The organism is Spirillospora sp. CA-108201 (assembly GCF_050936235.1).
In the GTDB taxonomy this organism is placed as follows: domain Bacteria; phylum Actinomycetota; class Actinomycetes; order Streptosporangiales; family Streptosporangiaceae; genus Spirillospora.
The window spans coordinates 8,375,621-8,401,345 of record NZ_JBNJNE010000001.1; the positions used below are offsets into that span (position 1 = coordinate 8,375,621).

The 25,725-nt window shown below is 74.8% G+C and carries 23 protein-coding genes; 15 read left to right on the forward strand and 8 right to left on the reverse strand.

Annotated features, from left to right (window positions below):
• Positions 1–14 precede the first annotated feature (14 nt).
• A complete protein-coding gene (gene malQ / locus ACQEU6_RS40225; protein ID WP_499338941.1) occupies positions 15–2,117 on the forward strand; it encodes a 4-alpha-glucanotransferase in 2,103 nt (700 codons plus the stop codon).
• On the opposite strand, the gene ACQEU6_RS40230 is transcribed toward malQ, so the two are convergent.
• Positions 2,089–3,090, reverse strand: a complete 1,002-nt coding sequence (locus tag ACQEU6_RS40230) for a hypothetical protein (protein WP_499338942.1) — start codon at positions 3,088–3,090, stop codon at positions 2,089–2,091. The two genes, malQ and ACQEU6_RS40230, sit on opposite strands and share 29 nt — an antisense overlap.
• Positions 3,091–3,161: 71 nt before the next feature.
• Positions 3,162–5,696, reverse strand: a complete 2,535-nt coding sequence (gene pepN, locus ACQEU6_RS40235; RefSeq protein WP_499338943.1) for an aminopeptidase N — start codon at positions 5,694–5,696, stop codon at positions 3,162–3,164.
• 164 nt (positions 5,697–5,860) lie between these two features.
• On the opposite strand from pepN, the gene ACQEU6_RS40240 reads away from it, so the two are divergent.
• The 8 genes from ACQEU6_RS40240 (at position 5,861) to ACQEU6_RS40275 (ending at position 11,930) form a co-directional block, all read left to right on the forward strand.
• Positions 5,861–6,475, forward strand: coding sequence for a mycothiol-dependent nitroreductase Rv2466c family protein (locus ACQEU6_RS40240; protein ID WP_499338944.1), 615 nt, complete (start codon positions 5,861–5,863; stop codon positions 6,473–6,475).
• A 134-nt stretch (positions 6,476–6,609) separates the two neighbouring features.
• Entirely contained in the window at positions 6,610–7,320 is a 711-nt protein-coding gene (locus ACQEU6_RS40245) for an energy-coupling factor ABC transporter permease (protein WP_499338945.1), read from the forward strand.
• Between the two features lie 11 nt (positions 7,321–7,331).
• Positions 7,332–7,703 (forward strand): PDGLE domain-containing protein, encoded by a 372-nt coding sequence (locus tag ACQEU6_RS40250; protein WP_499338946.1) that lies wholly within the window; start codon positions 7,332–7,334, stop codon positions 7,701–7,703.
• The gene (cbiQ, locus tag ACQEU6_RS40255) at positions 7,703–8,467 is read left to right on the forward strand and encodes a cobalt ECF transporter T component CbiQ (protein WP_499338947.1); all 765 of its coding nucleotides are present in this window, start codon (positions 7,703–7,705) and stop codon (positions 8,465–8,467) included. The genes ACQEU6_RS40250 and cbiQ overlap by 1 nt, the downstream gene beginning before the upstream one ends.
• Positions 8,464–9,216, forward strand: coding sequence for an energy-coupling factor ABC transporter ATP-binding protein (locus ACQEU6_RS40260; RefSeq protein ID WP_499338948.1), 753 nt, complete (start codon positions 8,464–8,466; stop codon positions 9,214–9,216). Before cbiQ ends, ACQEU6_RS40260 begins: the two co-directional genes overlap by 4 nt.
• Before the next feature lie 171 nt (positions 9,217–9,387).
• Positions 9,388–10,332, forward strand: coding sequence for an ATP-binding protein (locus tag ACQEU6_RS40265; protein ID WP_499338949.1), 945 nt, complete (start codon positions 9,388–9,390; stop codon positions 10,330–10,332).
• A gap of 61 nt (positions 10,333–10,393) precedes the next feature.
• On the forward strand, positions 10,394–11,410 hold the full coding sequence (locus ACQEU6_RS40270) for a hypothetical protein (protein ID WP_499338950.1): 1,017 nt from the start codon (positions 10,394–10,396) through the stop codon (positions 11,408–11,410).
• 43 nt (positions 11,411–11,453) lie between these two features.
• Positions 11,454–11,930, forward strand: a complete 477-nt coding sequence (locus ACQEU6_RS40275; protein ID WP_499338951.1) for a ribose-5-phosphate isomerase — start codon at positions 11,454–11,456, stop codon at positions 11,928–11,930.
• Positions 11,931–11,933: 3 nt separating this feature from the next.
• Here ACQEU6_RS40275 and ACQEU6_RS40280 read toward each other — a convergent pair whose 3' ends face one another.
• Positions 11,934–12,158: a hypothetical protein gene (locus ACQEU6_RS40280; RefSeq protein ID WP_499338952.1), complete on the reverse strand. Its 225-nt coding sequence runs from the start codon at positions 12,156–12,158 to the stop codon at positions 11,934–11,936.
• A gap of 132 nt (positions 12,159–12,290) precedes the next feature.
• Here ACQEU6_RS40280 and ACQEU6_RS40285 point away from each other — a divergent pair, with 132 nt between their 5' ends.
• Positions 12,291–13,409 carry a PP2C family protein-serine/threonine phosphatase gene (locus tag ACQEU6_RS40285; RefSeq protein ID WP_499338953.1) on the forward strand — a complete coding sequence of 373 codons (1,119 nt, stop codon included), beginning with the start codon at positions 12,291–12,293 and terminating at the stop codon, positions 13,407–13,409.
• A gap of 24 nt (positions 13,410–13,433) precedes the next feature.
• On the opposite strand, the gene ACQEU6_RS40290 is transcribed toward ACQEU6_RS40285, so the two are convergent.
• Entirely contained in the window at positions 13,434–14,708 is a 1,275-nt protein-coding gene (locus ACQEU6_RS40290; RefSeq protein ID WP_499338954.1) for a serine/threonine-protein kinase, read from the reverse strand.
• A gap of 333 nt (positions 14,709–15,041) precedes the next feature.
• Here ACQEU6_RS40290 and ACQEU6_RS40295 point away from each other — a divergent pair, with 333 nt between their 5' ends.
• Positions 15,042–16,403, forward strand: coding sequence for a sensor histidine kinase (locus ACQEU6_RS40295; protein ID WP_499338955.1), 1,362 nt, complete (start codon positions 15,042–15,044; stop codon positions 16,401–16,403).
• Here ACQEU6_RS40295 and ACQEU6_RS40300 read toward each other — a convergent pair.
• Positions 16,400–17,821 carry an amidase gene (locus tag ACQEU6_RS40300; RefSeq protein ID WP_499338956.1) on the reverse strand — a complete coding sequence of 474 codons (1,422 nt, stop codon included), beginning with the start codon at positions 17,819–17,821 and terminating at the stop codon, positions 16,400–16,402. The genes ACQEU6_RS40295 and ACQEU6_RS40300 overlap by 4 nt on opposite strands.
• A 101-nt stretch (positions 17,822–17,922) precedes the next feature.
• Between ACQEU6_RS40300 and ACQEU6_RS40305 the strand changes: the two genes are divergently transcribed.
• Entirely contained in the window at positions 17,923–19,389 is a 1,467-nt protein-coding gene (locus tag ACQEU6_RS40305; protein ID WP_499338957.1) for a carboxyl transferase domain-containing protein, read from the forward strand.
• Positions 19,386–20,000 (forward strand): class I SAM-dependent DNA methyltransferase, encoded by a 615-nt coding sequence (locus ACQEU6_RS40310; protein ID WP_499338958.1) that lies wholly within the window; start codon positions 19,386–19,388, stop codon positions 19,998–20,000. The genes ACQEU6_RS40305 and ACQEU6_RS40310 overlap by 4 nt, the downstream gene beginning before the upstream one ends.
• 177 nt (positions 20,001–20,177) lie before the next feature.
• Here ACQEU6_RS40310 and ACQEU6_RS40315 read toward each other — a convergent pair whose 3' ends face one another.
• Positions 20,178–20,750 carry a MarR family winged helix-turn-helix transcriptional regulator gene (locus tag ACQEU6_RS40315; protein ID WP_499338959.1) on the reverse strand — a complete coding sequence of 191 codons (573 nt, stop codon included), beginning with the start codon at positions 20,748–20,750 and terminating at the stop codon, positions 20,178–20,180.
• A 195-nt stretch (positions 20,751–20,945) separates the two neighbouring features.
• Between ACQEU6_RS40315 and ACQEU6_RS40320 the strand changes: the two genes are divergently transcribed.
• Together ACQEU6_RS40320 and ACQEU6_RS40325 are read left to right on the forward strand one after the other, a co-directional pair.
• Positions 20,946–21,566: a hypothetical protein gene (locus tag ACQEU6_RS40320; RefSeq protein ID WP_499338960.1), complete on the forward strand. Its 621-nt coding sequence runs from the start codon at positions 20,946–20,948 to the stop codon at positions 21,564–21,566.
• A 165-nt stretch (positions 21,567–21,731) separates the two neighbouring features.
• Positions 21,732–22,781, forward strand: a complete 1,050-nt coding sequence (locus ACQEU6_RS40325; protein ID WP_499338961.1) for an alpha/beta hydrolase — start codon at positions 21,732–21,734, stop codon at positions 22,779–22,781.
• Here the strand turns inward: ACQEU6_RS40325 and ACQEU6_RS40330 are convergent.
• Positions 22,778–24,205 carry an aldehyde dehydrogenase family protein gene (locus tag ACQEU6_RS40330; RefSeq protein WP_499338962.1) on the reverse strand — a complete coding sequence of 476 codons (1,428 nt, stop codon included), beginning with the start codon at positions 24,203–24,205 and terminating at the stop codon, positions 22,778–22,780. The two genes, ACQEU6_RS40325 and ACQEU6_RS40330, sit on opposite strands and share 4 nt — an antisense overlap.
• Positions 24,206–24,210: 5 nt before the next feature.
• On the reverse strand, positions 24,211–25,686 hold the full coding sequence (locus ACQEU6_RS40335) for a PucR family transcriptional regulator (RefSeq protein WP_499338963.1): 1,476 nt from the start codon (positions 25,684–25,686) through the stop codon (positions 24,211–24,213).
• Positions 25,687–25,725: the final 39 nt, after the last annotated feature.

Genomic DNA, 25,725 nt, shown 5'->3' on the forward strand with positions numbered 1-25,725 from the left:
GCATGGTGCAGGGCGTGGCTGACGACGGACTGATCAGACTGGCCGGGCACCACGGCGTCGCGACGCGCTACGAGGACTGGAGGGGACGGGAGACGCCGGTCTCGCGCGACACGCTCGTCGCCGTCCTCGCGGCGCTCGGGGTGGACGCCTCCACCCCCTCCTCCGTCCGGTCGGAGCTCGGCCGCCACCGCGAGCGGGCGCGGGAACTGCCGCCGACCGTCGTCGTCCGCAGGGCCGGCGGCGGCACGGCCGGCCGGATCCGCGCCGCGCTCGGCGCCCACCTGGACGGCGGGGCCGAGGTGGAGATCGAGACCGTCGCGGACGAGGTCCTGGCGCCGCCGCGCGCCCACGTGCCGCCCGGCGAGCGCTCCTTCGAGCCGCTGGACGGGTTCGCGGACGTCCCGCCCGGCTGGCGCGGCCTGCGCGTCCGGAACGGGACCGGGACGCGGTACTCCCAGCTGCTGGTGGCTCCGGACGCGCTGCGGCCGCCGCCCAGGATGTGGGGTTTCACGGCGCAGCTGTACTCGGTGCGGTCGGCCGCGTCCTGGGGGCTCGGCGACCTGCGCGACCTGGCGGACCTCGCGGACTGGAGCGGCCGGGAGCTCGGCGCGGGCTTCGTGCTGGTCAACCCGCTGCACGCGACCGAGCCGGTCCCGCCGGTCGGGGCGTCCCCGTACTCGCCGATGAGCCGCCGCTTCCCCTCGCCGCTCTACCTGCGGATCGAGGACATGCCCGAGTACGCGGAGCTGCCCGCCGCGGACCGGGAGCGGTTCGCGGTCCTCGCCGCCGGGCTGCGCGCCCGGGAGGGGCTGCTGGACAGGGACGCGGTGTGGGCCGCGAAGCTGGACGCCCTGGAGGCGATGTACCGCCACCGCCGGGACGGCGACCCGCGGTTCGAGGAGTTCAGGCGGCGGGAGGGCGCCGCGCTCGCGAGCTTCTCGACGTGGTGCGCCATCAGCGAGCAGCAGGGCTCGACGGACTGGCGGCGCTGGCCGTCCGGGCTCCAGGGGGCCCGCGACCACGGTGTGGTGGACAGCCCCCGGCACCATGCCCGCGCCGTGTTCCACGCGTGGCTCCAGTGGCGGCTCGACGGGCAGCTCGCGGCGGCGCAGCGCGCGGCCCGGGACGCCGGGATGCCCCTCGGGATCGTCCACGACCTCGCGGTCGGGGTGCCGCACGGCAGCGCCGACGCCTGGATGTACCGCGGCTCCTGCGCGGCCGGGATGAGCGTCGGGGCGCCCCCGGACGAGTTCAACCAGGTCGGGCAGGACTGGGGGCAGCAGCCGTGGCGGCCGGGCGCGCTCGCCCTCGCCGGCTACCGGCCGTTCCGCGAGATGGCCGCCGCCGCGCTGCGGCACGCCGGCGGGATCCGCCTGGACCACGCGATGCAGGTGTCGCGGCTGTGGTGGGTGCCCGAGGGGGCGTCGCCCGCCGACGGCACCTACGTCCGCTACGACCGCGACGCCCTGCTCGGCTCGCTGTCCTGGGAGGCCGAGCGCTTCGGCGCCGTGGTCGTCGGGGAGGATCTCGGCACCGTCGAGCCGGAGGTCCGGGAGGCGCTGGCCGGCAGCGGCGTCCTCGGCACGTCCCTGCTCTGGTTCGAGCGGGACGGGCGGGGCCGCCCCAAGCCGCCGGACCGCTGGCGGGAGCTGTCCCTGGCGACCGTCGGCACCCACGACATGCCGCCGATCACCGGGTTCGCGCACGGCGACCACATCGACCTGCGCGACCGCCTCGGGCTGCTCACCCGCCCCCGCGCGGAGGAGGAGGACGACCACCGCCGCCGGCTGGCCGGCTGGCTCTCGGTGCTGCACGACGAGAACCTGCTGTCCGCCGAGCCGGACGAGGTCGTGCGGGCGCTGGAGGACGGCTCCACCGCCTACGACGAGGAGATCGTCACCGCCCTGCAGGACTTCCTGACGCTCACCCCGGCCCGACTCGTCGGCATCTCCCTGGCCGACGCCGTGGGCGAGCGCCGCACCCAGAACCAGCCGGGCACCGTCGACGAGTACCCGAACTGGCGGGTCCCGCTGGGGGACGCGGAGGGACGCCCCGTCCTCCTGGACGATCTCAGGGCCGGCGGCGCGCTCAGGCTCTTCGGGCGAGCGCGGACGTGATGCGCTCCGTGACGTCGTGCAGGAGCGTGTCGGGCCGCAGTTCGGCTGCGGCGATCGCCGAGAAGACGCCCGGCAGGCCGGGCAGGGGATAGGAGTCGTCGTCCGCCAGCGCGGACTTGCCCAGCGGGTGCCGGGCCAGTGACCTGCGGGCGCGCGCCCAGGCCGTCTGGACCTCCTCGGGCGAGGGGACGCCGAACCCGTGGCCGACCGGTGCGGCGTGCCGCAGCTTCACCAGGGCGCCGTCGGTGAAGTCGGCGGCGAGCCGGCAGCGGTCGCTGAGGTCGGCGCGGACGAGGTCGTCCAGCCGGGTCATGACCGTGCAGGGGGTGCGGCAGCGGGCGGCGCAGTCGCCGAGCGCCGCCGCGACCTGGCTGTGCTGGCGGTCGAGGTAGGCGCGCCAGCCGGACGGCGGCTCCTTGGCGACCCGCAGGGTGCGCTCGCAGGCGGAGCGCTCCGGCCGGGTGTGGTCGCACGCGCGGGGCGACCCCGGCTCGACGGGGACGCCGAAGCGGCTGCCCTCGCCGCCCACCGCGGCACCGATCCGGGCCGGGTCGCCCGCGTGGCCGAGGACGGTCTCCCAGGCCAGCATCGGCAGGTACTCCCCGGCGATGTGGACGGCGGCGACGAGCGCGGCCATGTCGCGGCGGTGCCAGCGGATCGCGATGACCTCCAGCAGCAACGAATACGCAGGCCGGAGGCTGGCGAGCGCCCCGCGGGGGTGCTCCCGCGGCGCCTGCGGCATGCGGCTGGCGCGGGCCCGGTCGAGCAGGTCCCGCGGGACCTCCCCGGCCTCCTCCGGCATGCCGAAGTCCTCGGCGTCCAGGTCCAGGACGCGCTGCCCGAACGCGCACAGCGCCGCGACCGGCGCGGAGCGCCCCTCCGCGCCCAGGGCGCCCTCGGCGACCAGCGCCTCCAGGTCGCCGAAGGCGTGGCGCCGCGCCAGTGCCGTCAGAACGTCGCGAGCCGTCTCCACATCGTCCCCTCCCCGTGACCATGCAACGATCGCATGGCCACGGGGCCGTCGGGCACGTTCGGGGGGACGGGTCAGGCGGAGGCGGCGTCCTTCGCGCGGGCGCGCAGAGCCCGCGCGACGCCGTCGCGCCCCTCCGACAGCAGCCGCCGCAGCGCCGCCGGCGGGTCGTTCTCCGCGATGTAGGCGTCGGTGCGGTCGACCGTGGACTGCTCGATCACCAGGAAGGGGTAGGCGACCTCGGCGAACGTCTGGGACATGTCGCTGGTCCACTCCTTCCACACGCGCCCGACCTCGGCGAAGTACCTGTCGAGGTAGGGGACGAGCAGGGCGGCCTGGTCGGGCTCGACGAAGCCGCCGAGCGTCGCCCGGTAGACGGCGTTCGGCAGGTCGCCCGCGACGATCCGCTCCCAGGCGGCCGCCTTGGCCTCGGGGGTCGGGATCGCGGCCTTGCCGGCGGCGGCGTGCCGCTCGCCGGCGGCGGTCCGGTCCCGCTCGTGCTCGGCGTCGATCTCGGCCTCGCCCGCCTTGCCGGTGGTGACGAGGCGGCGCAGCAGCGCCCAGCGCAGGTCGGTGTCGACGGTGAGGCCGTCGAGGACCTGCGAGCCGTCCAGCAGGCCCTGGACGAACGCCAGGTGCTCGCCGGTGACGGCCGACGCGGTGAACGCCAGGGTGTAGGCGAGCTGGAGGTCCGAGCCGGGCTCGGCCTCGCGGGCCAGCTCCGAGAGCGTGTCGGCCATCAGGGCGAGGCCCTCTTCGCGCCACTGCGGGTCGGCGTACTGGTGGACGGCGGTGCGCGCCTGCCGCAGCAGCGTCTGCGTGACCGAGATGTCGGTGACGCCGCGGATGCCCTTCACCACGAGCCGGACGTAGTCGCGCGTCGCCATCTCGGCGTCGCGGGTCATGTCCCACGCCGCCGACCAGCACAGGGCGCGCGGCAGGCTGTCCTTGACCTCGCCGATGTCCTCGATCAGCGTCTTCAGGGAGTGCTCGTCCAGGCGGACCTTGGCGTAGGTGAGGTCGTCGTCGTTGACGAGGACCAGGTCGGGCCGCTTCTTGCCGACGAGCTGCGGGACCTCGGTGCGGGCCCCGACCACGTCCAGCTCGACGCGGTCGCGCCGCACGAGCCCGTCGGCGGTCTTGTCGTACAGGCCGATGGCGAGGCGGTGCGCCCGCAGCGTCGGGTAGTCGGCCTTGGCCTCCTGGAGCACGGTGAACGAGGAGAAGTTCCCCTCCGCGTCGACCTCGTACTCGGGCCGCATCGTGTTGACCCCGGCGGTCTCCAGCCACTCCTTCGACCAGGACGCCAGGTCGCGGCCGGACGTCTCCTCCAGCGCGCCCAGCAGGTCGGTGAGGACGGTGTTGCCCCACGCGTGCCGGTCGAAGTAGCGCCGCACGCCCTCCAGGAAGTTGTCGAGGCCGACGTACGCCACGAGCTGCTTCAGGACGGACGCGCCCTTGGCGTAGGTGATCCCGTCGAAGTTCACCTCGACCGCGCGGATGTCGGGGATGTCGGCGGAGATCGGGTGCGTGGACGGCAGCTGGTCCTGCCGGTAGGCCCACGCCTTCTCCAGGTTCGCGAACGTCGTCCACGAGCCCTTCCACTTGGTGGCCTCCGCCTGGCACAGGACGCTCATGTACGTGGCGAACGACTCGTTCAGCCACAGGTCGTCCCACCAGCGCATGGTGACGAGGTCGCCGAACCACATGTGCGCCATCTCGTGCAGGATCGTCTCGGCGCGCCGCTCGTAGGCCGCGTCGGTCACCCGGGACCGGAAGACGTAGTCCTCCAGGAACGTCACGCAGCCCGCGTTCTCCATGGCGCCCGCGTTGAACTCGGGCACGAAGAGCTGGTCGTACTTCGAGAACGGGTACGGGCGGCCGAAGACCTTCTCGAAGTAGCCGAAGCCCTGGCGGGTCACGTCCACGATCGCGTCGGCGTCGAGGTGCTCGGCCAGCGAGGCGCGGCAGTACACGCCGAGCGGGATGACGGTGCCGTCCTCGCGGCGGTACTCGTCCCGGACGACGTGGTACGGCCCGGCCACGAGCGCGGTGATGTAGGTGGAGACCTGCGGGGTCGGCGGGAAGTGCCACGTCCCGCCGCCGGAGGTCTCGGCGGCCTCGTTGGTGACGACCTCCCACTCCTGCGGGGCCTTCACGGTCAGCTCGAAGGCGGCCTTCAGATCGGGCTGGTCGAAGCAGGTGAACATGCGGTGCGCGTCGGCGGTCTCGAACTGCGTGTACAGGTACACGCTGTCGTCGACAGGGTCGACGAACCGGTGCAGGCCCTCGCCCGAGCGGGAGTACGCGCAGTCGGCCACGACCCGCAGCTCGTTGTCGGCCGCGAGGCCGGGCAGGGGGATCCGGCCCTTCTCGGCGTCGTAGGACCCGGCGTCCAGGGCCTCGCCGTTCAGGGTCACCTCCCGCACGACGGCGCCGTGCAGGTCGATGAAGGTGGACGCGCCGGTCTCGGCGCTCCCGAACCTGACCACGGTGGTGGAACCGAACCGCTCCTCGCCCGTCGTGAGGTCCAGGTCGACCGTGTACGACGCGACGCTGAGCAGCCGGGCCCGTTCCCGCGCCTCGTCGCGCGTGAGGTTGCCTGCCACATGAACTCCTTGGTCGGCTCAAAGGGTTGGTGACCCATGTCTACCAACCGGACGGCTCCACGGCCCGTCCGCCACGGCCTTCGGCGACCTCTCGCCGACGGGAATCGGGACGGCCGCGTCCGGGTTGTCGCTTGGTGGACATGCATCTTCCCTAGGAGGCCACGTTGCCCGAGGACGTTCCCACACCTGTGGATTTCTGGTTCGACCCGCTGTGCCCCTGGGCGTGGATCACCTCCCGATGGATCCTGGAGGTGCAGGAGCAGCGCCCGATCGACGTGCGCTGGCATGTGATGAGCCTGGCCGTCCTCAACGAGGACAAGGACATCCCGGAGAACTACCGGCGGATGCTCGCCGAAGCCTGGGGCCCGGTCCGCGTGTGCGTCGCCGCCGAGCAGAAGTACGGCCCCGAGGTGCTCGGGCGCCTCTACACCGAGATGGGCACCCGCAGGCACCACGAGCGGGAGAAGTTCGGCCGCGCGTTCTTCGAGGAGTCGCTGACCGCGGCGGGCCTCGACCCGGCCCTCGCGGACGCCGCCGAGTCCACCGACTTCGACGAGGCCCTGCGCGCCTCCCACAAGGACGGGATCGACCGCGTCGGCCAGGAGGTCGGCACCCCGGTGATCGAGGTCGAGGGGCACGCCTTCTTCGGTCCCGTCGTCACCCCGATCCCGCGCGGCGAGGCCGCGGTCAAGCTCTTCGACGGCGTCCTGGCGGTCGCGAGCACGCCCGGTTTCTTCGAGCTGAAGCGTACGCGGACCGAGGACCCGAGCTTCGACTGAGCGCGGACCGCGGCGGTCCCCGCCTCCTCGCCGGCAGGCCACACATCGGTTGCTATTGCGAAGATGTTGCAACTACGAGGTGTATGCCGACAAACTGGTCCTGCTGGCTGCAAAGAGGTAGGGGTGGTTGAGTCGTGCACGTACCGGACGGATTCATCGACGCGCCGGTCTCGCTGGCGGCGGGCGCCGTCGCGGTCGCCGGGGTCGGGGTCGCGCTCCGCGGGGCCCGGCGCGAACTGGACGACCGCACCGCGCCGCTCGCCGGGCTGACGGCCGCGTTCGTCTTCGCCGCGCAGATGCTCAACTTCCCGGTCGCGTCCGGGACGAGCGGGCATCTGCTCGGCGGGACGCTGGCCGCGATCCTCGTCGGGCCCTCTACGGGCGTCCTGTGCGTGTCGGTGGTCCTGCTCATGCAGGCGCTGCTGTTCGCGGACGGCGGCCTGACCGCGCTGGGCGTGAACATCACCACGATGGCGCTGGTCACCGTGGTCGTCGGCTACGGGTCGTTCCGGCTGCTGCTGCGGGTGCTGCCCAAGACGCGCGCCTCGGTGTCCGGGGCGGCGTTCGCCTCGGCCGTCGTCTCGGTGCCGGCCGCGGCCGTCGCCTTCACGCTGATCTACGCGGCCGGGGGGACCGCGGACGTCTCGATCGGCAAGGTCGCCGCCGCCATGATCGGCGTGCACGTGCTGATCGGCGTCGGCGAGGCGCTGATCACCGCCGTGACCGTGTCGAGCGTGCTCGCCGTCCGGCCCGACCTGGTGTACGGGGCGCGCGGGCTGCTGAAGCCGCTGGAGCTGCGCACGGGCGGGCCGAACGCCGCCGAAGCCAAGCCGTCCCGGGCCTGAGGAGGACCACGATGACCACCAAGCGCTTCTTCGCCGGGTTCCTGCTCGTCTCCCTCCTCCTGGCCGGGATCGTCAGCTACTACGCCAGCGCGAACCCCGACGGCCTGGAGAAGGTCGCCGAGGACAAGGGCATCAGCGCCAAGGAGAAGGACCACTCGCTCAAGGACTCGCCCCTCGGCGACTACGGCGTCAAGGGCGTCGACGACGCGCGGCTGTCGGGCGGGCTGTCCGGCGTGATCGGCGTCGGCCTCGTCCTCCTCGTGGGCGGCGGACTGTTCTGGACGGTCCGGCGGCGCGGTACGGCCGCGGAGGGGCCGGCCGCGGAGGGGCCGGCCGCGGAGCGGGACGAGAAGGCGCCGTCCGAGCCGTCCCGGAAGGGCTGATGGGCGCGGGCCACGCGCACCGGCTCTATCTCCCGGGCGCCTCGCCGGTGCACCGGCTGCCGCCGCAGTGCAAGCTCGTCGCCGTGCTGGCGTTCGTCCTGCTGGTCGTCGCCACGCCGCGCGAGCGGATCTGGGCGTTCGGCGTGTACGCGCTGCTGCTCGCGGCGGTCACGGCGGCGGCCCGGATCCCGTTCGGAACGGTCGCGCGGCGGATCGTCATCGAGGTGCCGTTCGTCGCGTTCGCCTTCCTCATGCCGTTCGTCGCGAACGGCGAGAAGATCACCGTGCTGGGGCTGCGGCTCAGTGAGAGCGGGCTGTGGGGCGCCTGGAACATCCTCGCCAAGGGCACCCTCGGCGTCGTCGCGTCGATCCTGCTGGCCGCGACGACCGAGCCGCGGCTCCTGCTGCTCGGCATCGAGCGGCTGCGGATGCCGCAGCTCATCACGCAGATCGCCACGTTCATGCTGCGGTACGGCGACGTCGTCGCCGCCGAGCTCGGCCGGATGAGGGTCGCGCGGGCGGCCCGCGGTTTCGAGGCCCGCGACCTCCGCGCGACGGGCGTGCTCGCCAGGTCCGTGGGGGCCCTGTTCCTGCGCTCCTACGAGCGCGGCGAGCGCGTGCACCTGGCCATGGTGAGCCGCGGGTACGAGGGCCGCATGCCCGTCGTCGACAGCGTGGGCGCGACGGCCGCGCAGTGGACGGCCGCCGCCGCGCTGCCCTCGGCCGCGGCGCTCGTCACGCTGGCTGCTTGGATGGCCCCATGACCCTGTCGCTGGAGGTGAAGGGCCTCGCCTACGGGTATCCCGACGGCACGCAGGCGCTGTACGGCGTCGACCTGACGGTCGGGCGCGGGGAGCGCGTCGCGCTGCTCGGGCCGAACGGCGCCGGGAAGACCACGCTCGTCCTGCACCTGAACGGCATCCTGCACGGCGGCCTGGGCGAGGTGCGGGTGGGCGGCCTCGCCGTGGACCCGAAGGACAAGAAGGCGCTGCGGGAGATCCGCCGCCGCGTCGGGATCGTCTTCCAGGACCCCGACGACCAGCTGTTCATGCCGACCGTCCGGGAGGACGTCGCGTTCGGCCCGGCCAACCTCGGCCTGCGCGGCGCCGACCTGGACCGCCGTGTCCGGGACGCGCTGGACCGCGTCGGCATGCTGGACGCCGCCGACCGCCCGCCGCAGCACCTCAGCTTCGGCCAGCGCCGCCGCGTCGCCGTCGCCACCGTCCTGGCGATGGAGCCCGAGATCCTCGTGCTGGACGAGCCGTCCTCCAACCTGGACCCGGCCAGCCGCCGCGAGCTCGCCGAGATCCTACTGAGCCTGGACGTGACGGTCCTGATGGTCACGCACGACCTGCCGTACGCGGCGGAGCTGTGCCCGCGGTCGGTGATCCTCTCCGGCGGGGTCATCGCGGCCGACCGCCCGACCCGCGACCTGCTCACCGACGCCGATCTGCTCGCCGCGCACCGCCTGGAACTGCCCTTCGGGTTCGACCCGGCCGCGGCCCTGCGCTGACCGGCGCGCCTCTCCCCGCCTTTCCCCCGGCCTTTCCCCGCGCCCGTCCCCACGACCCGGCCGTACCGGATCGCCGGCACTTCGGCCGTTCCGCTTGCCTGCCCGGCCCCGCTCCGGGAGACTCGTTGCCTGACAGTGGTAACGGTTTTCATATCCATAATGGGGGCATTCGTGAAGGTTGCGTTCGTCGGCAAGGGCGGCAGCGGCAAGACCACCCTGTCGGCGCTGTTCGTCCGCCATCTGGCCGGACGCGGGCTGCCCGTGGTCGCCATCGACGCCGACATCAACCAGCACCTCGGCGTGGCGCTCGGGCTGGACGAGGGCCGCGCCGCCAAGATCCCCGCGCTGGGCGACCGGCTCACCGAGCTCAAGGACCACCTGCGCGGCGCCAACGCGCGCATCTCCTCCGCGGCCGCGATGGCCAAGACCACCCCGCCCGGCTCCGGGTCGCGGCTGCTGCGGTTCCGCGGCGACGACCCCTTCCACGAGGCGGGCCAGGAGGTCGACGGCGTCACGCTGCTCGCCACCGGCCCGTTCAACGACGACGACCTCGGAGTGGCCTGCTACCACTCCAAGACCGGCGCGGTGGAGCTCTACCTCAACCACCTCGTGGACGGGGCGGGCGAGTACGTCGTCGTCGACATGACCGCCGGCGCCGACACGTTCGCGTCCGGGCTGTTCACGCGGTTCGACCTGATGTTCCTGGTCGCCGAGCCCACCCGCAAGGGCGTCGGCGTCTACCGGCAGTACACCGAGTACGCCCGCGACTACGACGTCGCCATCCGCGTCGTCGGCAACAAGGTGCAGTCCGAGGAGGACGTCGCCTACCTGCGCGAGCACGTCGGCGACGACCTCCTGACGTGGGTCGGCCAGTCCGCCGCCGTCCGGGCGCTGGAGCAGGGCCGCGAGGGCGTCGCCCTGGAGGACGGCAACACCGCCGCTCTCGACCGCATGCGCGCCGAGGTGGACGGCCGCGTCAAGGACTGGGACGAGTTCCAGCGGCAGGCCGTGGAGTTCCACGTCAAGAACGCGCGGAGCTGGGCGAGCCGGGCCGCGGGGGAGGACCTCGAAGCGCAGGTCGACCCCGGGTTCCGCTTCCCCGTCCCCGCGTCCTAGCGCCTACTGCGGGTAGTCCGGGCCCTACCGGCGGAGACGGAACGGCACTACTCTGCCCGCCATGACGATGCGGCGGATGCTCGCGATGACGGGCGGCGCGGTGGTTCCCCTGGCCCTCCTCGCGCTGCTCTTCGGCAACCAGTGGGTCGTCGACGAGATCAACAAGAGTGACTTCCGGTACGACGAGGGCCTCGGGCCGGTGGTGACGTGGCTGCTGGCGCTCAGCTGGCGGATCACGCCGATGGGAGGCCTCGGCGCGAAGCAGGTCCTCGCGGAGGACTTCAGCCTGCTCGTCTTCTTCGGCGTGCTCGTGGGCCTGGTGCTGGCGGGCACCCGGCTGGCGGATCCGGAGCGCGGCCCGTTCGGCGCCCTGATCATCGGCTGGTGGGCGGCGGTCGTCGCGGGCGGCGTGTCCGGGATCGCGGCCGCCCCGCTGACCCGCTGGGCGTACGAGTTCTCCGACGGGTCGTTCGCCCGGACCTTCGGCTCCACCGTCGGCCAGGGCGCCTCCTTCGGCTTCGCGTTCGGCTGGCTCGCCGGACTCGGCGCGCTCGGCGGGTTCTTCCTCGCCCGCACCCGCGAGTCCGGGCCCCGGCCGCGGCAGCCCTACGCCCCGGCCCAGCCCTACATGGCCCCGCAGGGCATGCCGATGCGGCAGCAGCCCCATCCGCAGCAGATGCCGCCGCACCCCTCGGCCGTCCCCTACGTCCCGCCGCAGGGGCAGCCGCAGCAACCCGCCTGGGGCGCCGCACCCGTCCCGCAGCCTCCGCCGCAGGGGCAGCCCCCGCAGCCGGGGCGGTTCGGCGTGCCGCCCGTGCCGCCGCAGCCGTCCGCGCCGCCGCAGGAGCAGGCGGCCCCGGAGGCCCCAGAGGCCCCGGGGGAGCCGGGCGGGGCGCCGGACGCGCCGGGGGAGAAGAGCCCGGAAGGTGCGCCGGAGCAGCCGAGGGAGTCGAAGGAGACCCCCGAGGACGGCCCGAAGGACCCGCCGAAGGACGCCCCCGAGGATCCGCCCGAGGACGACGACCTCGACCTCGCCGACCGGACCACGATCGACCGCCGGCGGGACGACGACACATGACCCCCGCGCGCGGGCACGGTGCGGGCCTGCGACAATCGGGCGCATGCGCGTGTTTCTTGGATCCGACCATGCCGGCTTCGAGCTGAAGGAGCACCTGGTCTCCTGGCTGAAGGCGAACGGGCATGAGGCCGTCGACTGCGGCGCGTTCGTGTACGACGCCGTGGACGACTACCCCCCGTTCGTCCTGCGTGCCGCCGAGCGGACGGCCGCGGAGCCGGGGGCGCTCGGCGTCGTGATCGGCGGCTCCGGCAACGGCGAGGCCATCGCTGCGAACAAGGTCAGGGGCGTGCGCGCCGCTCTGGTCTGGAACGAGGACACCGCCGTGCTCGCCCGCGAGCACAACGACGCGAACGTCATCGCGCTCGGGGCGCGGCAGCACGACCTGGACACCGCGACCCGCTTCCTGGAGCTGTTCCTCGCGACGGCCTACTCCAAGGAGCCGCGCCACACCCGGCGGATCAGAATGCTCGGCGCCTACGAGCACACCGGCGAGCTGCCCCCGCTGCCGCGCGAGGGCTGACCTCTAGAGCCCGTTCTCCGGGGGGCGGCGGGCGCCGCGCTTGTCGAGGCGGCGCCGCTCGTTCTTCTCGGCCTTGGTCCGCCTGCTGGTGTCGCCGGACTTGTTCGGGGTCGCTCCCGAGGCGGCCGCGGGACCCGGGCCGGGGGAGGGCGGCTCCCCGCCGGGGCGCGAGACGTCGCGGGCCCGCATCGCCGCGTCCACCGTGATCCGCATGCCCGACTGGACCATGTGCCGCTCCTCTCCGAGATAGTCGCAAGGCCACATTTACCCTGATTTCACGTAGCACGATCGTGACAGTGCGTCACTGGTGCCGTCGGATACTGACCGACCGGGCGCATTGCTCGATACAGTGCCGGAGTCATGCTTCAACGTCTGGTGCAGCTGCTCCCGCCGCCCGTGCGTGCCGTGCTGCGCAGGATCCCGTTCCTGGTGGTGCTCTACCGGTGGCTCCGGCGGGGCTCGCTGACCAGGGACCGGTACGTCTTCGCGGCGCTGGCGCTCCTCGCGGTCGCGATCGGCATCGCCACGTCCGGCGACTCGCGGGGGCTGGCCCCCTCCGGCGCGCTGGTGCTGATCGTGGTGGTCGGCGGGCTGCTGCTGAAGGTGCGGAGCCTGGTCGCCCTCCTGGCCGTCGTGGCCGCGATGGCCGCCTACAACGTCTGGAAGGACGTCGCGGCGTTCGGCCTCGGCATGATCGCCACGCTGAGCATCACCGCGGTGCTCGCGATCACCCTCGCCCGGACCCGCCAGCAGCTCGGCGTGCAGGGCCTGCGCGGCGACTCGATGCTGCTGGAGCTGCGCGACCGGCTCCGGCGGCACGGCGAGATGCCCCGGCTGCCGGACGGCTGGAGCTCGCAGGTCGTGATGCTCCAGGCGGGGGGCTCCTCGTTCGGCGGAGACTTCGTGGTGTCGGCGTCCGACGGCGACACGCTGGAGGTCGCGCTGGTCGACGTGTCCGGGAAGGGCACCGACGCCGGAACCAGGGCGCTGATGCTGTCGGGCGCCTTCGGCGGCCTGCTTGGATCGGTCCAGCCTGAGAACTTCCTGCCCGCCTGCAACGTCTACCTCCAGCGCCAGCGGTGGGACGAGGGCTTCGTGACGGCCGTGCACATCGTGGTCGACCTGCGCACGGGGGAGTACACCGTCGAGTCGGCGGGGCACCCGCCCGCCGTCCAGTTCGACGCGGGCAGCGGCGCCTGGCGGGTCAGCTCCGCCAAGGGCGTGGTGCTGGGCGTGGTGCCCGACCTGAACTGCGTGCCCGAGCGGGGGCAGCTGCGGCCGGGCGACGCGCTGCTCCTGTACACCGACGGCCTGGTGGAGTCGCCCGGCAGCGATCTCGACGCCGGGATCGACCGGCTGCTCGGCGAGGCGGAGCGGCTCGTCCCGCAGGGGTTCGGCAGCGGCGCGCGGGAGCTGGTGGAGACCATGTCCGCGTCGCGCGACGACGACTGCGCCCTCGTGCTGGTCTGGCGCACCTGACGGGTGCGGCCCGGCGGACCGGGCTCAGTGCCTGTGCCTGCCTTTGGCCTTGCCGTGCTTCGCCGCCTGCTTCGCCTTCGCCTTCTTCTCCTGGGGCTTCTGCTTCGGCTTCCGCCGGTCGGTCTTCGCCGGGGGCCGCTTGGACGCCGCGGCCCTGACGGCGCGCGCCTTCTTCGCGGGTGCGGCGGAGACCGCCGGCGCGGACGGAGCCGGTGCGCCCGGCGTGGACGGCGGAGCGGCCTTGGCCCCCGTGATCCCGAGGATGATCGCCCCGAGCACGAACGTGCCCGCCGCGGCGCCGGCGCCCGCCAGCAGGCGTGTGCGGGTGGACGTCGTGGCCCCCGCCACGCCGAGCGGCGTGAACGCCTGGGTGTCGGTGTCCTCGGCGCCGGAGCGGCGGGACCGGAACGGCGCCGACGGGCCCGGGGCGGGCTGCCGCCGCGAGCGCGCCGGGCGGGAGCGCCGGGCGGCGGCCGCGGCGCGCGGCTGCGGCTGCTCGACGAGGGCGAGCAGCAGGTCGGTGGCGGTGGGGCGGTCCGCCGGGTCCTCCGCCAGCGCCCATCGGACGAGGGGGACCAGGGCGTCCGGCAGGCCGGACAGGTCGGCGTCCCCGGCCGCGGTGCGCAGCGTCGCGGGATCGCCGCCGATCGGCATCTGCCCCGTCCCGGCGTGGGCGATGAGGCAGCCCCAGGCGAAGACGTCGGCCGCCTGGGACGAGGGGCCCCCGACGAGCACCTCCGGGGCGATCCACCCCGGGGTGCCGAACACCTGGCCGGTCGTGGCGGTGTCCTCCTGCGCGTCCTGGCTGCCCGCGATGCCGAAGTCGATGACGCGGCATCCGGACAGGGTGAGCATCACGTTGGCGGGCTTGATGTCGCGGTGCACGAGCCCCGCCGCGTGGATCGCGGCGAGCGCCGAGGCGACGCCCACGGCGACGCCGTGCAGGTCGGCGGGCGGCAGCGGGCCTCCGGTGGTGAGCCGGTCGTGCAGGGACAGGCCGCCGACGTAGTCGGTGACGAGGTAGGGGAGGCCGTCCTGCTCGCCCTGCGCGAGGACCCGCGCGGTGCAGAACGAGGCGACCCGGCTCGCTAGGTGCGCCTCGTCGCGGAAGCGCCGCCGGTAGGACGGGTCGCCGGCGAGGTGCGGATGGATCGTCTTGACCGCGACGCGCCCGCCCGACACCGGATCGGCTCCGAGGAAGACGGTCCCCATGCCGCCGGATCCGAGCCTGCCGAGAAGCCGGTGGCCGCCGACCTCGCGCGGGTCGGCTGGTTCGAGTGGCCTGAAGTCAGTATCCATGCGGTGCCTCAGCACCTCCCTTCCGTCTCTCCCGCCCACCCCTCCCCTTTCGGCGGCGAATTATGGCGGGTTTTTCCGAAGAAGGGCGGAAACGTGATCGTCACGTCGATGTAGCACCCCGTGCATCGGGGACCTGCACAGTGGAGGAAGCGGTGCCCGCGAGGGCGGCTCCCCAGGGGTGGGAGGCGCCGCCCCGCGGGCACCCGTCCGGTATGTGGCGATGTTTCGCAGGGCAATGGCCCGGTAAGAACCAGTTCTGCGCTCTCCCCCCGGCGCGTCGACGCGGCGCGGTTCCCTCCGCCGCGCGCGAGCCGGAAGGAGGAGGGGCGCCGGGTGCGGATCCTCGGGGACCTGCTGTCGCCGTCGTGCTGGTCGGCGCGGACCCGCGTGACCGCGGCCGCGACCCTGATCGTCACGATCCTGCTCATCGCCGGCGTCACGCTCTTCTACCAGGTGCTCCGCGGCACCGTCTTCCGGGGACTGCACGACCGCGGCACCCTGGTCGTCACCGACCTCGCCACGCTCGTCCGCGAGATCGACCTGCGGGGGACGATCCGCGTCGAGGATCCGGGCTTCCCGCTGCTCCAGGTCCAGGACGGCGAGGGCGACGTGCTCGCGGCCAGCGATCCGCTGCACGGCCGCGGCCCCGTGAAGGTCCCGGTCGCGCCGGTGGCGGGCCGCCCCGAGTACCACACGGTGCGGTTTCAGGGGCTCGCCGACTTCTACTTCGTCTCCGAGCGGGTGGACACCCGCTTCGGCCCCCGTACGGTCTACGTGGGCGCGCCCATCACGACGTTCACCCGCTCCAGGCCGGTCTTCATCGTCCTGCTCGCCGTGACGGTGCTGGTCGCGACCTCCGCGGTCGGCTGGATCGTGTCGCTGTCGGTGCGGCGGGCGCTGCGGCCGGTCCGGGTGATGAGCGCCGAGATGACGGAGATCACCGGCGGCGCCGACCGCCGGGTGACCGTGCCGGCGCCGAACGACGAGGTGGCCGAGCTGGCCGAGTCGGTGAACGTGATGCTGAACCGGCTGGAGGACGTCCTCGCGCGGCAGCGCGCGTTCGTCGCGGACGTCTCCCACGAGCTGCGCAGCCCGCTGACGGGCCTGCGCACCCAGCTGGAGGTGGCGCTGGAGCAGCCGGAGGACGAGGACTGGCCGGCGGTGGCGCGGGCGGCGCTCTCCGACGCCGACCGGCTGCAGGGCATCGTCGGCGACCTGCTCATCCTGGCGAAGCTGGGCGCGGGCGTGCACGTCGCGCGGGAGCGGGTCGACCTCGGCGAGCTGGTCCGCGCGGAGGTGAGCCGGCGGCCCCGCCGGGTCCCGGTCGAGGTCACGGCGGACGAGGGCGTCACGGCCCGGGTCACCGAGGCCCAGCTCGTCCGGCTGCTGACGAACCTGCTGGACAACGCCGAGCGGCACGCGGAGTCGCGGATCTGGGTGAGAGTGACCGAGGACGGGCCGGAGGCGGTGCTGGAGGTCCGCGACGACGGCGCGGGGATCGCGCCGGAGGACCGCGAGCGGATCTTCTGGCGGTTCCACCGGCTCGCCGAGGGCCGCGACCGCGACCGCGGCGGCACCGGCCTCGGGCTGACGATCTCCCGCGACATCGCCCGCGCGCACGGCGGCACCCTCGTGGCCGCCGACAGCCGCCGGGGAGCCCGGTTCGTCCTGCGCATCCCCCGCGAGGAGCTTTAGAGAAGGGCGAGGGGCGGGTGACGGGTGGCGTGGCGGGTCGCGCGCTCGAACGCGTGGCCGATCCGCAGGACGGCGAGGTCCGCGTGGTGGGGGCCGACGATCTGCAGCCCCACCGGCAGCCCGTCCGGGGTGAACCCGGCGGGCACCGACAGCGCGGGGCACCCGGTCGCCGAGATGAGGAAGCACGAGCGCATCCACTCCAGGTAGTCGCGCATCGGCCGCCCGGCGACCTCGTCCGGGTACTCGGCGGCGGCGTCGAAGGGCGGGACCTGGCTGACCGGCAGCAGCAGCGCGTCGTAGCGCTCGAAGAACTCCCGGACGCGGTGGAACAGCGCCGTGTGGAGGGTCTCGGCGCGGCCGAGGCCGGCGCCGGTGAGGGAGCGGCCGGCGTCGATGTTCTCGGCGAGGGAGGGCTTGAAGTCGGCGCGGCGCTCGTCCAGCAGGGGGCGCAGGGTGATGTCCCAGTGCCAGGCCCGCAGGGTCCGGAAGACCTCGTCGGCGCCGGTCAGGTCGGGCGAGGCCTCCTCGACGGCGCAGCCGAGGTCCTCGAACACCTTGGCGGCGGGTTCGAGGACGCCGGTGACGGCGGGGTCGACGGGGATCGTCCCGCCGAGGTCGGGGGACCAGGCGAGGCGCAGCCCCGTGAGGTCGCGGTCCAGCGGCGCGGCGAACGCCGATCCGGGCGTCTCCAGCGCGATCGGGCTGCGCGGGTCGGGGCCGGCGAGCACCGACAGCAGCAGCGCGACGTCCGCGACCTCCCGGGCCATCGGGCCCTGCACGCCCAGCGTCGACCAGCCCGCGAGGACCGGCCAGGACGGAACCCGGCCCGGCGACGGGCGCAGCCCCACGACGTTGCAGAACGACGCCGGGTTGCGCAGCGAGCCGCCCATGTCGCCGCCGTCCGCGAGCGGCTGCATCCCGCACGCCAGGGCGGCCGCGGCGCCGCCGCTGCTGCCGCCCGCCGACCGGGAGAGGTCGTAGGGGTTGCGGGTCAGGCCGAACACCGGGTTGAAGGTGTGGGACCCGGCGGCGAACTCCGGCGTGTTCGTCTTGCCGAGCGTGACGGCGCCCGCGGCGCGGATCCGCTCGACGACGAGCTCGTCCCGGTCCGGGACGTGGTCGGCGAAGATGGGGGAGCCGGAGGTGGTGCGGACGCCGGCGGTGGCGTGGGTGTCCTTGTGCGCCACCGGCAGGCCGTGCAGCGGGCCCGGCCGCTCCCCGGCGGCCAGCCGCTCGTCGGCCTCGCGCGCCTGCCCTAGCGCCCGCTCGGCGACCAGCGTGACGATGGCGTTGACCTGCGGGTTCGTCCGCTCGATCTGGTCGAGATGCGCCTGCAGGACCTCGCGGGCCGACAGCTCGCGGGCGCGGATCCGGCGCGCCAGCTCGCGGGCGGACGCGAAGCAGATCTCCTCCGACACTTGGCCTCCTCGTGCGCGGGGTCACCACCAGTGTCCACCCCGCGCGCCCGGTGATCCGAGGGTGAGGTCATCATGCAGGGGAGACCGGCCGGGAGGGTTTCGTGACGGGACGTGGTGTCGGGGCGCGCGAGCTGCTGCGCCGGGTGCTGGACGGGGGCGCCTGGACGTCCTGGGACGTCCCGCCCGCCGGGGGACCGCCCCTCTCCTGCGCGTACGCCGAGGAACTCGCCGCCGCCCGGGAGCGCAGCGGCTGCGACGAGGCCGTCCTGACGGGGGAGGGCCTGCTGCGCGGGCGCCGCGTCGCGTTCGTCGTGTCGGAGTTCCGGTTCCTCGCGGGCTCGATCGGCCTCGCCACCGCCGACCGGATCGTCGCGGCGGTCGAGCGCGCCACCGCCGAGGGCCTGCCGCTGCTCGCCGCGCCGTCCTCCGGCGGGACCCGCATGCAGGAGGGGACGGCCGCGTTCGTGCAGATGGCGCGCATCACCGCCGCCGTCATGGCGCACCGCGCCGCCGGACTGCCCTACCTGGTCTACCTGCGGCATCCGACGACCGGCGGGGTGTTCGCGTCGTGGGGGTCGCTCGGGCACGTGACGGCCGCCGAGCCCGGCGCGCTGATCGGGTTCCTCGGGCCGCGCGTCTACGAGGGCCTGCACGGGGAGCCGTTCCCGCCGGGGGTGCAGGTCGCCGAGAACCTGGCGGCCAAGGGCCTGCTGGACGCCGTCGTGGCCATCGACGATCTCGCCGGGACGGCGTCCGCCGCGCTGGGCGTGCTGTGCGGGCGGCCGCCCTCGGCCCCGTCGCCCCTGCCCGCGGGAGTTCCGCCGGAGGGGACGGCCTGGGACTCGATCGAGCGGTCGCGCCGCCGGGACCGTCCGGGCGTCCGCGAGCTGCTGCGCCACGGCGCCGGGGACGTGACGCCCCTGTCGGGCACCGGGCAGGGGGAGGCGGAGCCCGGCCTGCTGCTCGCCCTGGCCCGTTTCGGGGCGGCGCCGTGCGTCCTGGTGGGCCAGGACCGGCGCGGCGGCCACCCGCTCGGCCCGGCCGGGCTGCGCGTCGCGCGGCGCGGGATGCGGCTCGCCGCCGAGCTGGGCCTCCCGCTGGTCACCGTGGTCGACACGCCCGGCGCCGTCCTGTCGGCCGGCGCGGAGGAGGGCGGGCTCGCGGGAGAGATCGCCCGCTGCCTGGCCGACCTGATCACCCTCCCGGCGCCGACGCTCTGCCTGCTGCTGGGCGAGGGCGCGGGCGGCGCGGCGCTGGCGCTGCTGCCCGCCGACCGCGTCCTCGTGGCCCGGCACGCCTGGCTCTCGCCGCTGCCGCCCGAGGGCGCCTCGCTCATCGTCCACCGGACCCCGGCGCGGGCCGGGGAGATGGCCGAGGCGCAGGGCGTCCGGTCGGCCGACCTGCTGCGCGGCGGGCTGGCGGACGCGCTCGTCGACGAGCGCCCGGACGCCGCCGACGAGCCGGAGGCGTTCTGCCGGCGGGCCGCCGCGGCGGTGGAGCGGGGGCTGTCGGGCCTCGCGCCCACGGCCCCGGCGGCCCGCCAGACCCGCTACCGTCGAGGATCATGACCGAGACCGTGTCCGGCGCCTACGACGCCATCGCCGACCTCTACGCCGACCTCTTCCGCGACGCGCTCGACGAGCTCCACCTGGACCGCGCGATGATCAGCGCGTTCGCGGCGATGGTCCCGGCCGGGCCCGTCGCCGACCTCGGCTGCGGCCCCGGCCGCGGGACGGCGCTGCTGCACGGCCTCGGCCTGGACGCGTTCGGGGTCGACCTGTCGCCCGCCATGATCGCGCGGGCCCGCGCCGACCACCCGCACCTGCGCTTCGACGAGGGCGACATCACGGCGCTCGACCTCCCGGACGGCGGACTGGCGGGCGTCCTGTCGTGGTACTCGACCATCCACCTCGGGCCGGCGGAGATCCCGCGCGCCTTCGCCGAGTTCCACCGGGTGCTGGCCCCCGGCGGCCTGGTCCTGCTCGGGTTCCAGTCGACCGACGAGGGCGAGGCGGAGTCGTTCGACCACAAGGTCGCCCTGGCCTACCGCCGTCCCGTCGACGACATGGCCGAGATGGCCGCACGGGCCGGGCTGGTGGAGGTGGCGCGGCTCCTGCGCCGGCCCGCCGAGAACGAGCGGCCCATCCCCTCCGGCTGCCTCCTGGCCCGCAAGCCCTGAGGCACGCGGCGGTCACCACCCGGCGGACGCCTGGACCAGGGCCGTGAAGAGGGCCTTCTGGGCGCGGTCGGTGGCGGCGGTGTCCTCGGGGCGCCACCGGACGCCCAGTCGACTGGGAGTTCCGGGGCGTCCGCCCGCCCCGCAGGTGAGCCTCGGGAGTGGGGGGTGCGCGGGGTGTCAGCCGCGCGCGCGGCGGCCCGAGCGCCGGGGCGGCGGCGGCGACTCCTCGCGCAGCGCGGCCCGCCGCTCCTCGCCCTCCTCCTCCAGGTGCTCGATCACCGACCGGAGCGTCCGGGCGAGCGCGCGGTTCTCCTCGCCGCTCAGCCCCTCCACCACGAACGCCTCCTCGGTGTTGAAGGCCGGGAACATCTGCCGCATCAGCTCCTGCCCCTTGCCGGTCAGCCGCAGCAGGACCAGCCGCCCGTCCGTCGCGTGCGAGCCGCGCTCGATCAGGCCGCGCCCCTCCAGCGTCTTCACGACCCCCGTGAGCGTGCCCTTGGAGATGCCCGCCTCCTCGGCGACGTGCCGCGTCTCCATCTCGTCCCAGATCCACACCACCCACAGGACGACGAACGACGTCCACGTCAGGTCGGCGCCGCGCAGGACCGAGCTCTCGAAGTGCTGCCGGACCGCGGCGGCGGCGCGGTAGATGTTGGACACCGCCATCATCGCGTCGTGCCGCAGCGGCACGTCCCCGAGGCGCCGCTGGACGGCCTGCTCGGTCTCTTGCAGAGTGTGATGCCCGGTCACGTGCGTCCTCCCGTAAAGCCCGCGCCGACGGATCGCTTGCGCGCCTCTGGCGGGCCGGGGACGAATCTACTCCCGTCGATGGTCGTTCGGATCCGTACGATCCCGTGGTCCGGCTCCGGGGTTCCCCCGGGCGGGGGAGGGGGATGGCGCCCGCGGGTGATCAGCGCGGGCGGGGCGGGAGACGAGGGTGAGGCCATGACCCTTGCGAGCACATCACCGGTTCCGTTCGCGCGGCTGCGCGCGAACTGGGACGCCGCGCACGCGCCGGTCGCGGGCGTTCCGCGCTGGGCGCGGATCGCGGCCATGGCCGTCCCGCTCACCGTCCTGCCGTCGGGGCTGTGGCGGATCGCCGCCTTCGCCCTGCACCTGCCGATCCTCAGCGGCGACGGCCTGGACACGGGGACCGCGAAAGGCGACCTTCCCGGCTGGGTGCCGCTGGAGGCGTACGTGGTGCTGCTGTCGATCCTGTCTGAGGCGGTGGCGTTCACCGCCGTCGGCATGGTCGCCGGCTGGGGCGAGGTGTTCCCGCGGTGGGTGCCGGGCCTTCGGGGACGGCGCGTGCCGGTCATGGCCGCCGTGATCCCGGGTCTCGCGGGGGCCGCGATCCTGACCCCCTTGTGGACGGCCTCCGTCGTGAACTGCCTGCTGTTCCAGGAGACCGTCCAGGGGCGTCCGCTGCCCGAGGGGTTCCCCATCCACTTCCACGACTGGCAGGGCGTGCTCGGCGTCGTCGCCTACGCGCCGCTGCTGGCGTGGGGTCCGCTGCTCGCCGCCGTCACGCTCGCCTACTGGCGCCGCCGGACGCGCGCGTCCTGACCCGGTCAGGCCGGCCGGCCGCCGCCGTTCCGCACGACGCCCACCCGGCGGTAGCAGCAGGCGGCCCCGGTGCCGCGAGCCCTTTGCGGGAGGCTTCCGGGGGGGGCTGGGCCCCGGAGGCTACTGGGGAGTACGGTGTGCGGGACCCGAGGGGTGGAGGCTGCTGTGGCGTCGTTGGCCGAGAAGGTGCCGCCGGGGGTGACCGGGGCCGTGCTCCGCGCCGTGTTCGCGCTGCCGGGGCCGGTGAAGCGGCTCATCGCCGGTGCGCCGGTGCGGCGGGACGGGCAGGAGCTGGCGCTGGACGCGCAGCTCCTGCTGGCGATGATGCGGCTGGAGGGCGAGCGGAGGCTCGCCGGAGGCACGGTCGGGCAGGCGCGGCAGGGGATCGCCCGGGGGCAGTCGTACCTGCCGAAGGCGCCGGCGCGGCCCGTCAGGACGCGGCAGGTGGACGCGGGCGGCGTGCCGGCGCGGCTCTACACGCCGAAGGGCCTCGCGGAGGGGTCGCCGCTGCTCGTCTTCTACCACGGCGGCGGCTGGGTCATCGGGAGCCTCGACACGCACGACACGGTGTGCCGGTATCTCGCCGTGCACGCGGAGGTGCGGGTGCTGTCGGTGGACTACCGGCTCGCGCCCGAGCACCCCTACCCGGCGGCGACCGACGACGCGCTGGCCGCCTGGGAGCACGCGACGGCCCACGCCGCCGACCTCGGCGCCGACCCGGGGGCCGTGGCGGTGGGAGGCGACAGCGCCGGCGGCAACCTCGCGGTGGTCGTGGGGCTGACGGCGCGGCGGACGCCGGACTTCGCGCTGCTCTACTACCCGGCGGTCGACATGACCGTCCTGCGGCGGTCGCGGGACCTGTTCGCCGACGGCTTCTACCTGACCGACGCCGACATGACGTGGTTCAGCGACCACTACTGCCCGGAGGCGCGGCGCGCCGAGCCGGCCGCCTCGCCGCTGCTCGCCGAGGATCTGTCCGGCTTCCCGCCCGCCTACCTCGTCACCGCCGGGTTCGACCCGCTGCGGGACGAGGGGGAGGAGTTCGCCGAGCGGCTCCGCAAGGCCGGCGTCCCCGTCGCGCTGCGGCGCCAGGAGGACCTCATCCACGGGTTCGCGAACATGTGGTCCCTCGGCGGGCGGTTCCGGGAGGCGGCGTCGGAGGCGGCCGGGGCCCTGCGCACCGGGCTGTACGCGGGGCCCCGCGGCCGCGGCTAGAGGGGCAGCCCCGTGAAGATCATGACCTTCTCCTCGGTGTAGTCGGCGATCGCCGACCGCAGGCCCTCGCGGCCGACGCCGGAGTCCTTCACGCCGCCGTAGGGCATCTGGTCGGCGCGGTAGGACGGGACGTCGCCGATCACGACGCCGCCCACGTCCAGCTCGCGGTGGGCGCGGAACGCCACGTCCAGGCTCCGGGTGAACACGCCCGCCTGGAGGCCGAACCTGGAGTCGTTGACGAGGGCGAACGCCTCGTCGACGCCGTCCACGGGCTGGACGAACACGACCGGGCCGAAGACCTCCTCGCGGGCGACCTTGGCGTCGGAGGGGACGTCGGCGAGGACGGTCGGCGCGTACGCGGCGCCCTCGCGGGTGCCGCCGGTGAGGACCCGCGCGCCCGCGGCGACGGCCTCGTCCACCCAGGCCTCGACGCGCTCGGCGGCCGCCTCGTCGACCAGCGGGCCGACCTGCGTCTTGTCGTCCCAGGGGTCGCCGGTGACGAGGGAGGAGACCGTGTCGACGAGCTTCGGCAGGAACTCGTCGATGACGGACCGGTCGACGTAGACGCGCTGGACGGCGATGCAGCTCTGCCCCGCCTGGTAGTTGGCGAACAGCCCGATCCGCTTGGCGGCCCAGTCGAGGTCGGCGTCCGGCAGGACGACGGCCGCGCCGTTGCCGCCGAGTTCGAGGGTGACGTGCTTGCGCGGCGCCCGGTCGTTGATCGCCCAGCCGACCGGCACGGAGCCGGTGAACGACACGATCGGCAGGCGCGGGTCGTCGACCAGGGCGGAGGCCCGGTCGTTCGGCACCGGAAGGACCGAGAACATCCCGGCGGGCAGGTCGGTCTCGGCGAGCAGCTCGCCGAGCAGCAGCGCCGACAGCGGCGTGGCCGGGGCGGGCTTGAGGACGATCGGCGCGCCCGCGGCGATCGCCGGCGCGATCTTGTGGGCGGCGAGGTTCAGCGGGAAGTTGAACGGCGAGATGCCGAGCACCGGGCCCTTCGGCACGCGGGTGATGTAGGCCATCCGGCCCTCGGCGGCCGGGTCGGTGTCGAGCCGCTGCGTCGTGGCGGCGACGCGGCGGGCCTCCTCGGCGGCGAACCGGAACGTGGAGACCGCGCGGGCCACCTCGCCGCGCGCCCACAGCAGCGGCTTGCCGTTCTCGCCGGTGATCAGCCGGGCGACCTCCTCGGCGCGCTCGGCGAGCCGCGCGGACACGTGCGCGAGCGCCTCGGCCCGCACGTGCAGCGGCAGCGCCGCGGCCTCGCGGCGGACGGCGTCGGCCGCGGCGACCGCCTCCTCCACCTGCGCGGGCGTCGGCACCGCCGCCGTCCCGACCACGCGGCCGTCGTAGGGATGCGTAACGGTCAGCTCACCGTCACCGGTCTCGGGCCGGCCGGCCAGCCAGAATGGGGTCACGTTCATGTGTTTCACGGTATCCGCGGCTCGCCCGAATGGGAGTCGCCACGATGTCCAATCCGCTCCTCGTCGTTGGACGTGACGGCGAGCGCGATCCACAGTTCGGCGCGGACGGCGGGATCGTCCGGGTCGCGCCCGAGAAGCTCGGCCGCCTTGCGCATCCGCGAGCGCAGCGTGTGCCGGTGGACGCCGAGCGCCCGCGCCGCCGCCTCCCCCTGCCCGTTGGCCGCGACGTAGGCCCGCACGGTCTCGACCAGCCCCTCCGCGCGGAGGGGGGCGAGGAGCGCGCCGGCGAAGGCGTGCGCGAGGCCGGGGTCCAGCAGCCCGAGCACGCCCTGCCCGGGGAGCCGGGAGTAGTGCAGGACGTCGCGGCCCGACCGCCCGGCCGCCGCGAGGGCCTCCTCGGCCTGGCGCAGCGCGGCCCGCAGGTCCCCGGTGGCGGGGTCGCTGACGCCGATCGGGCCGCCGCCCGCGAGGAGCCGCTCGACCGTTCCGAGCTCCCCGTCGGGAACGATCACGGCGATGCGCCCGCCGAGCGGCAGCACCGGGCAACGCTCCCCGGCCGGGTCGGACTCCAGCGCGTCCAGGACGGCGCCGCCGCCTGCGCACGCCAGCACCCGGACGGGCCCGCGCGGGATCGCCGGGCCCTCGTCCGGGCGGCCGAGCAGCAGCGCCGCCAGCGACGCCCGGAGGTCGCGCCCGGTGCGGGGCGTCTCCGACTGGAGCGTCAGCAGGGCCACGGCGGCGCCCACGATCGTGTGCGCGGTGGGCGGGAGCGGCGCGTCGGCGCCCACCGCGAGGAACCCGCGCGGCCGCCCGCCCAGCCCGACGCGCTGCACGACGATGTGGTCGTCGGGGACCGCCAGCGCGACGCTCGCGGCGGGGCCGCCCCGGTCCGGGCGGCGCAGCCGGGCAAGCTCGGGCGCGAGGTCCCCGGCGCGGTCGCGGGCGCGGGCGGGCTCGGCGTGCCGGACGTCGCCGGACGCGTCCAGCAGCAGCGCCCACCCGCCGAGCAGCCGGGCCAGCCGGGCGACCAGCGCGCCGGGGCCGGTGAGCGCGGCGCGGGTCAGCTCGCGCTGGGCCTGGAACGCGCGGGTCACGTCCTCGTACCACTCGGCGGCGAGCACCCGGGAGACCGCCTTGCCGATCGCGATGAACGGGGTCGGGCGCGGGACCTCCAGCAGCACGAGCCCCTGGTCGCGGGCCGCGGCGAGCAGCTCCGCGGGGACGGTCTCGTGGATGACGCCGACCGCGAAGCCGAGCCCGGCGACGCCCCGCGCCACCAGCCGGGACACGTAGCCCCCGGCGTTCGCGGCGGTGAGCCGCATGCCGGTGGTCAGCACCAGCTCGCCGCCCTCCAGGAACGGGGTCGGGTCCTCCAGCTCGCTGACGGCGACCCACACGACCGGCGTCGCGGGGAGCGGCCCGGTGAGCGAGCGCAGTCCGAGCTGGGGGAGGGCGGCCACGGCGGCCAACGTGGGCGGCATGTCAATCCCTGTGCAAAGTGTCTACCTCGCCGGACGGAT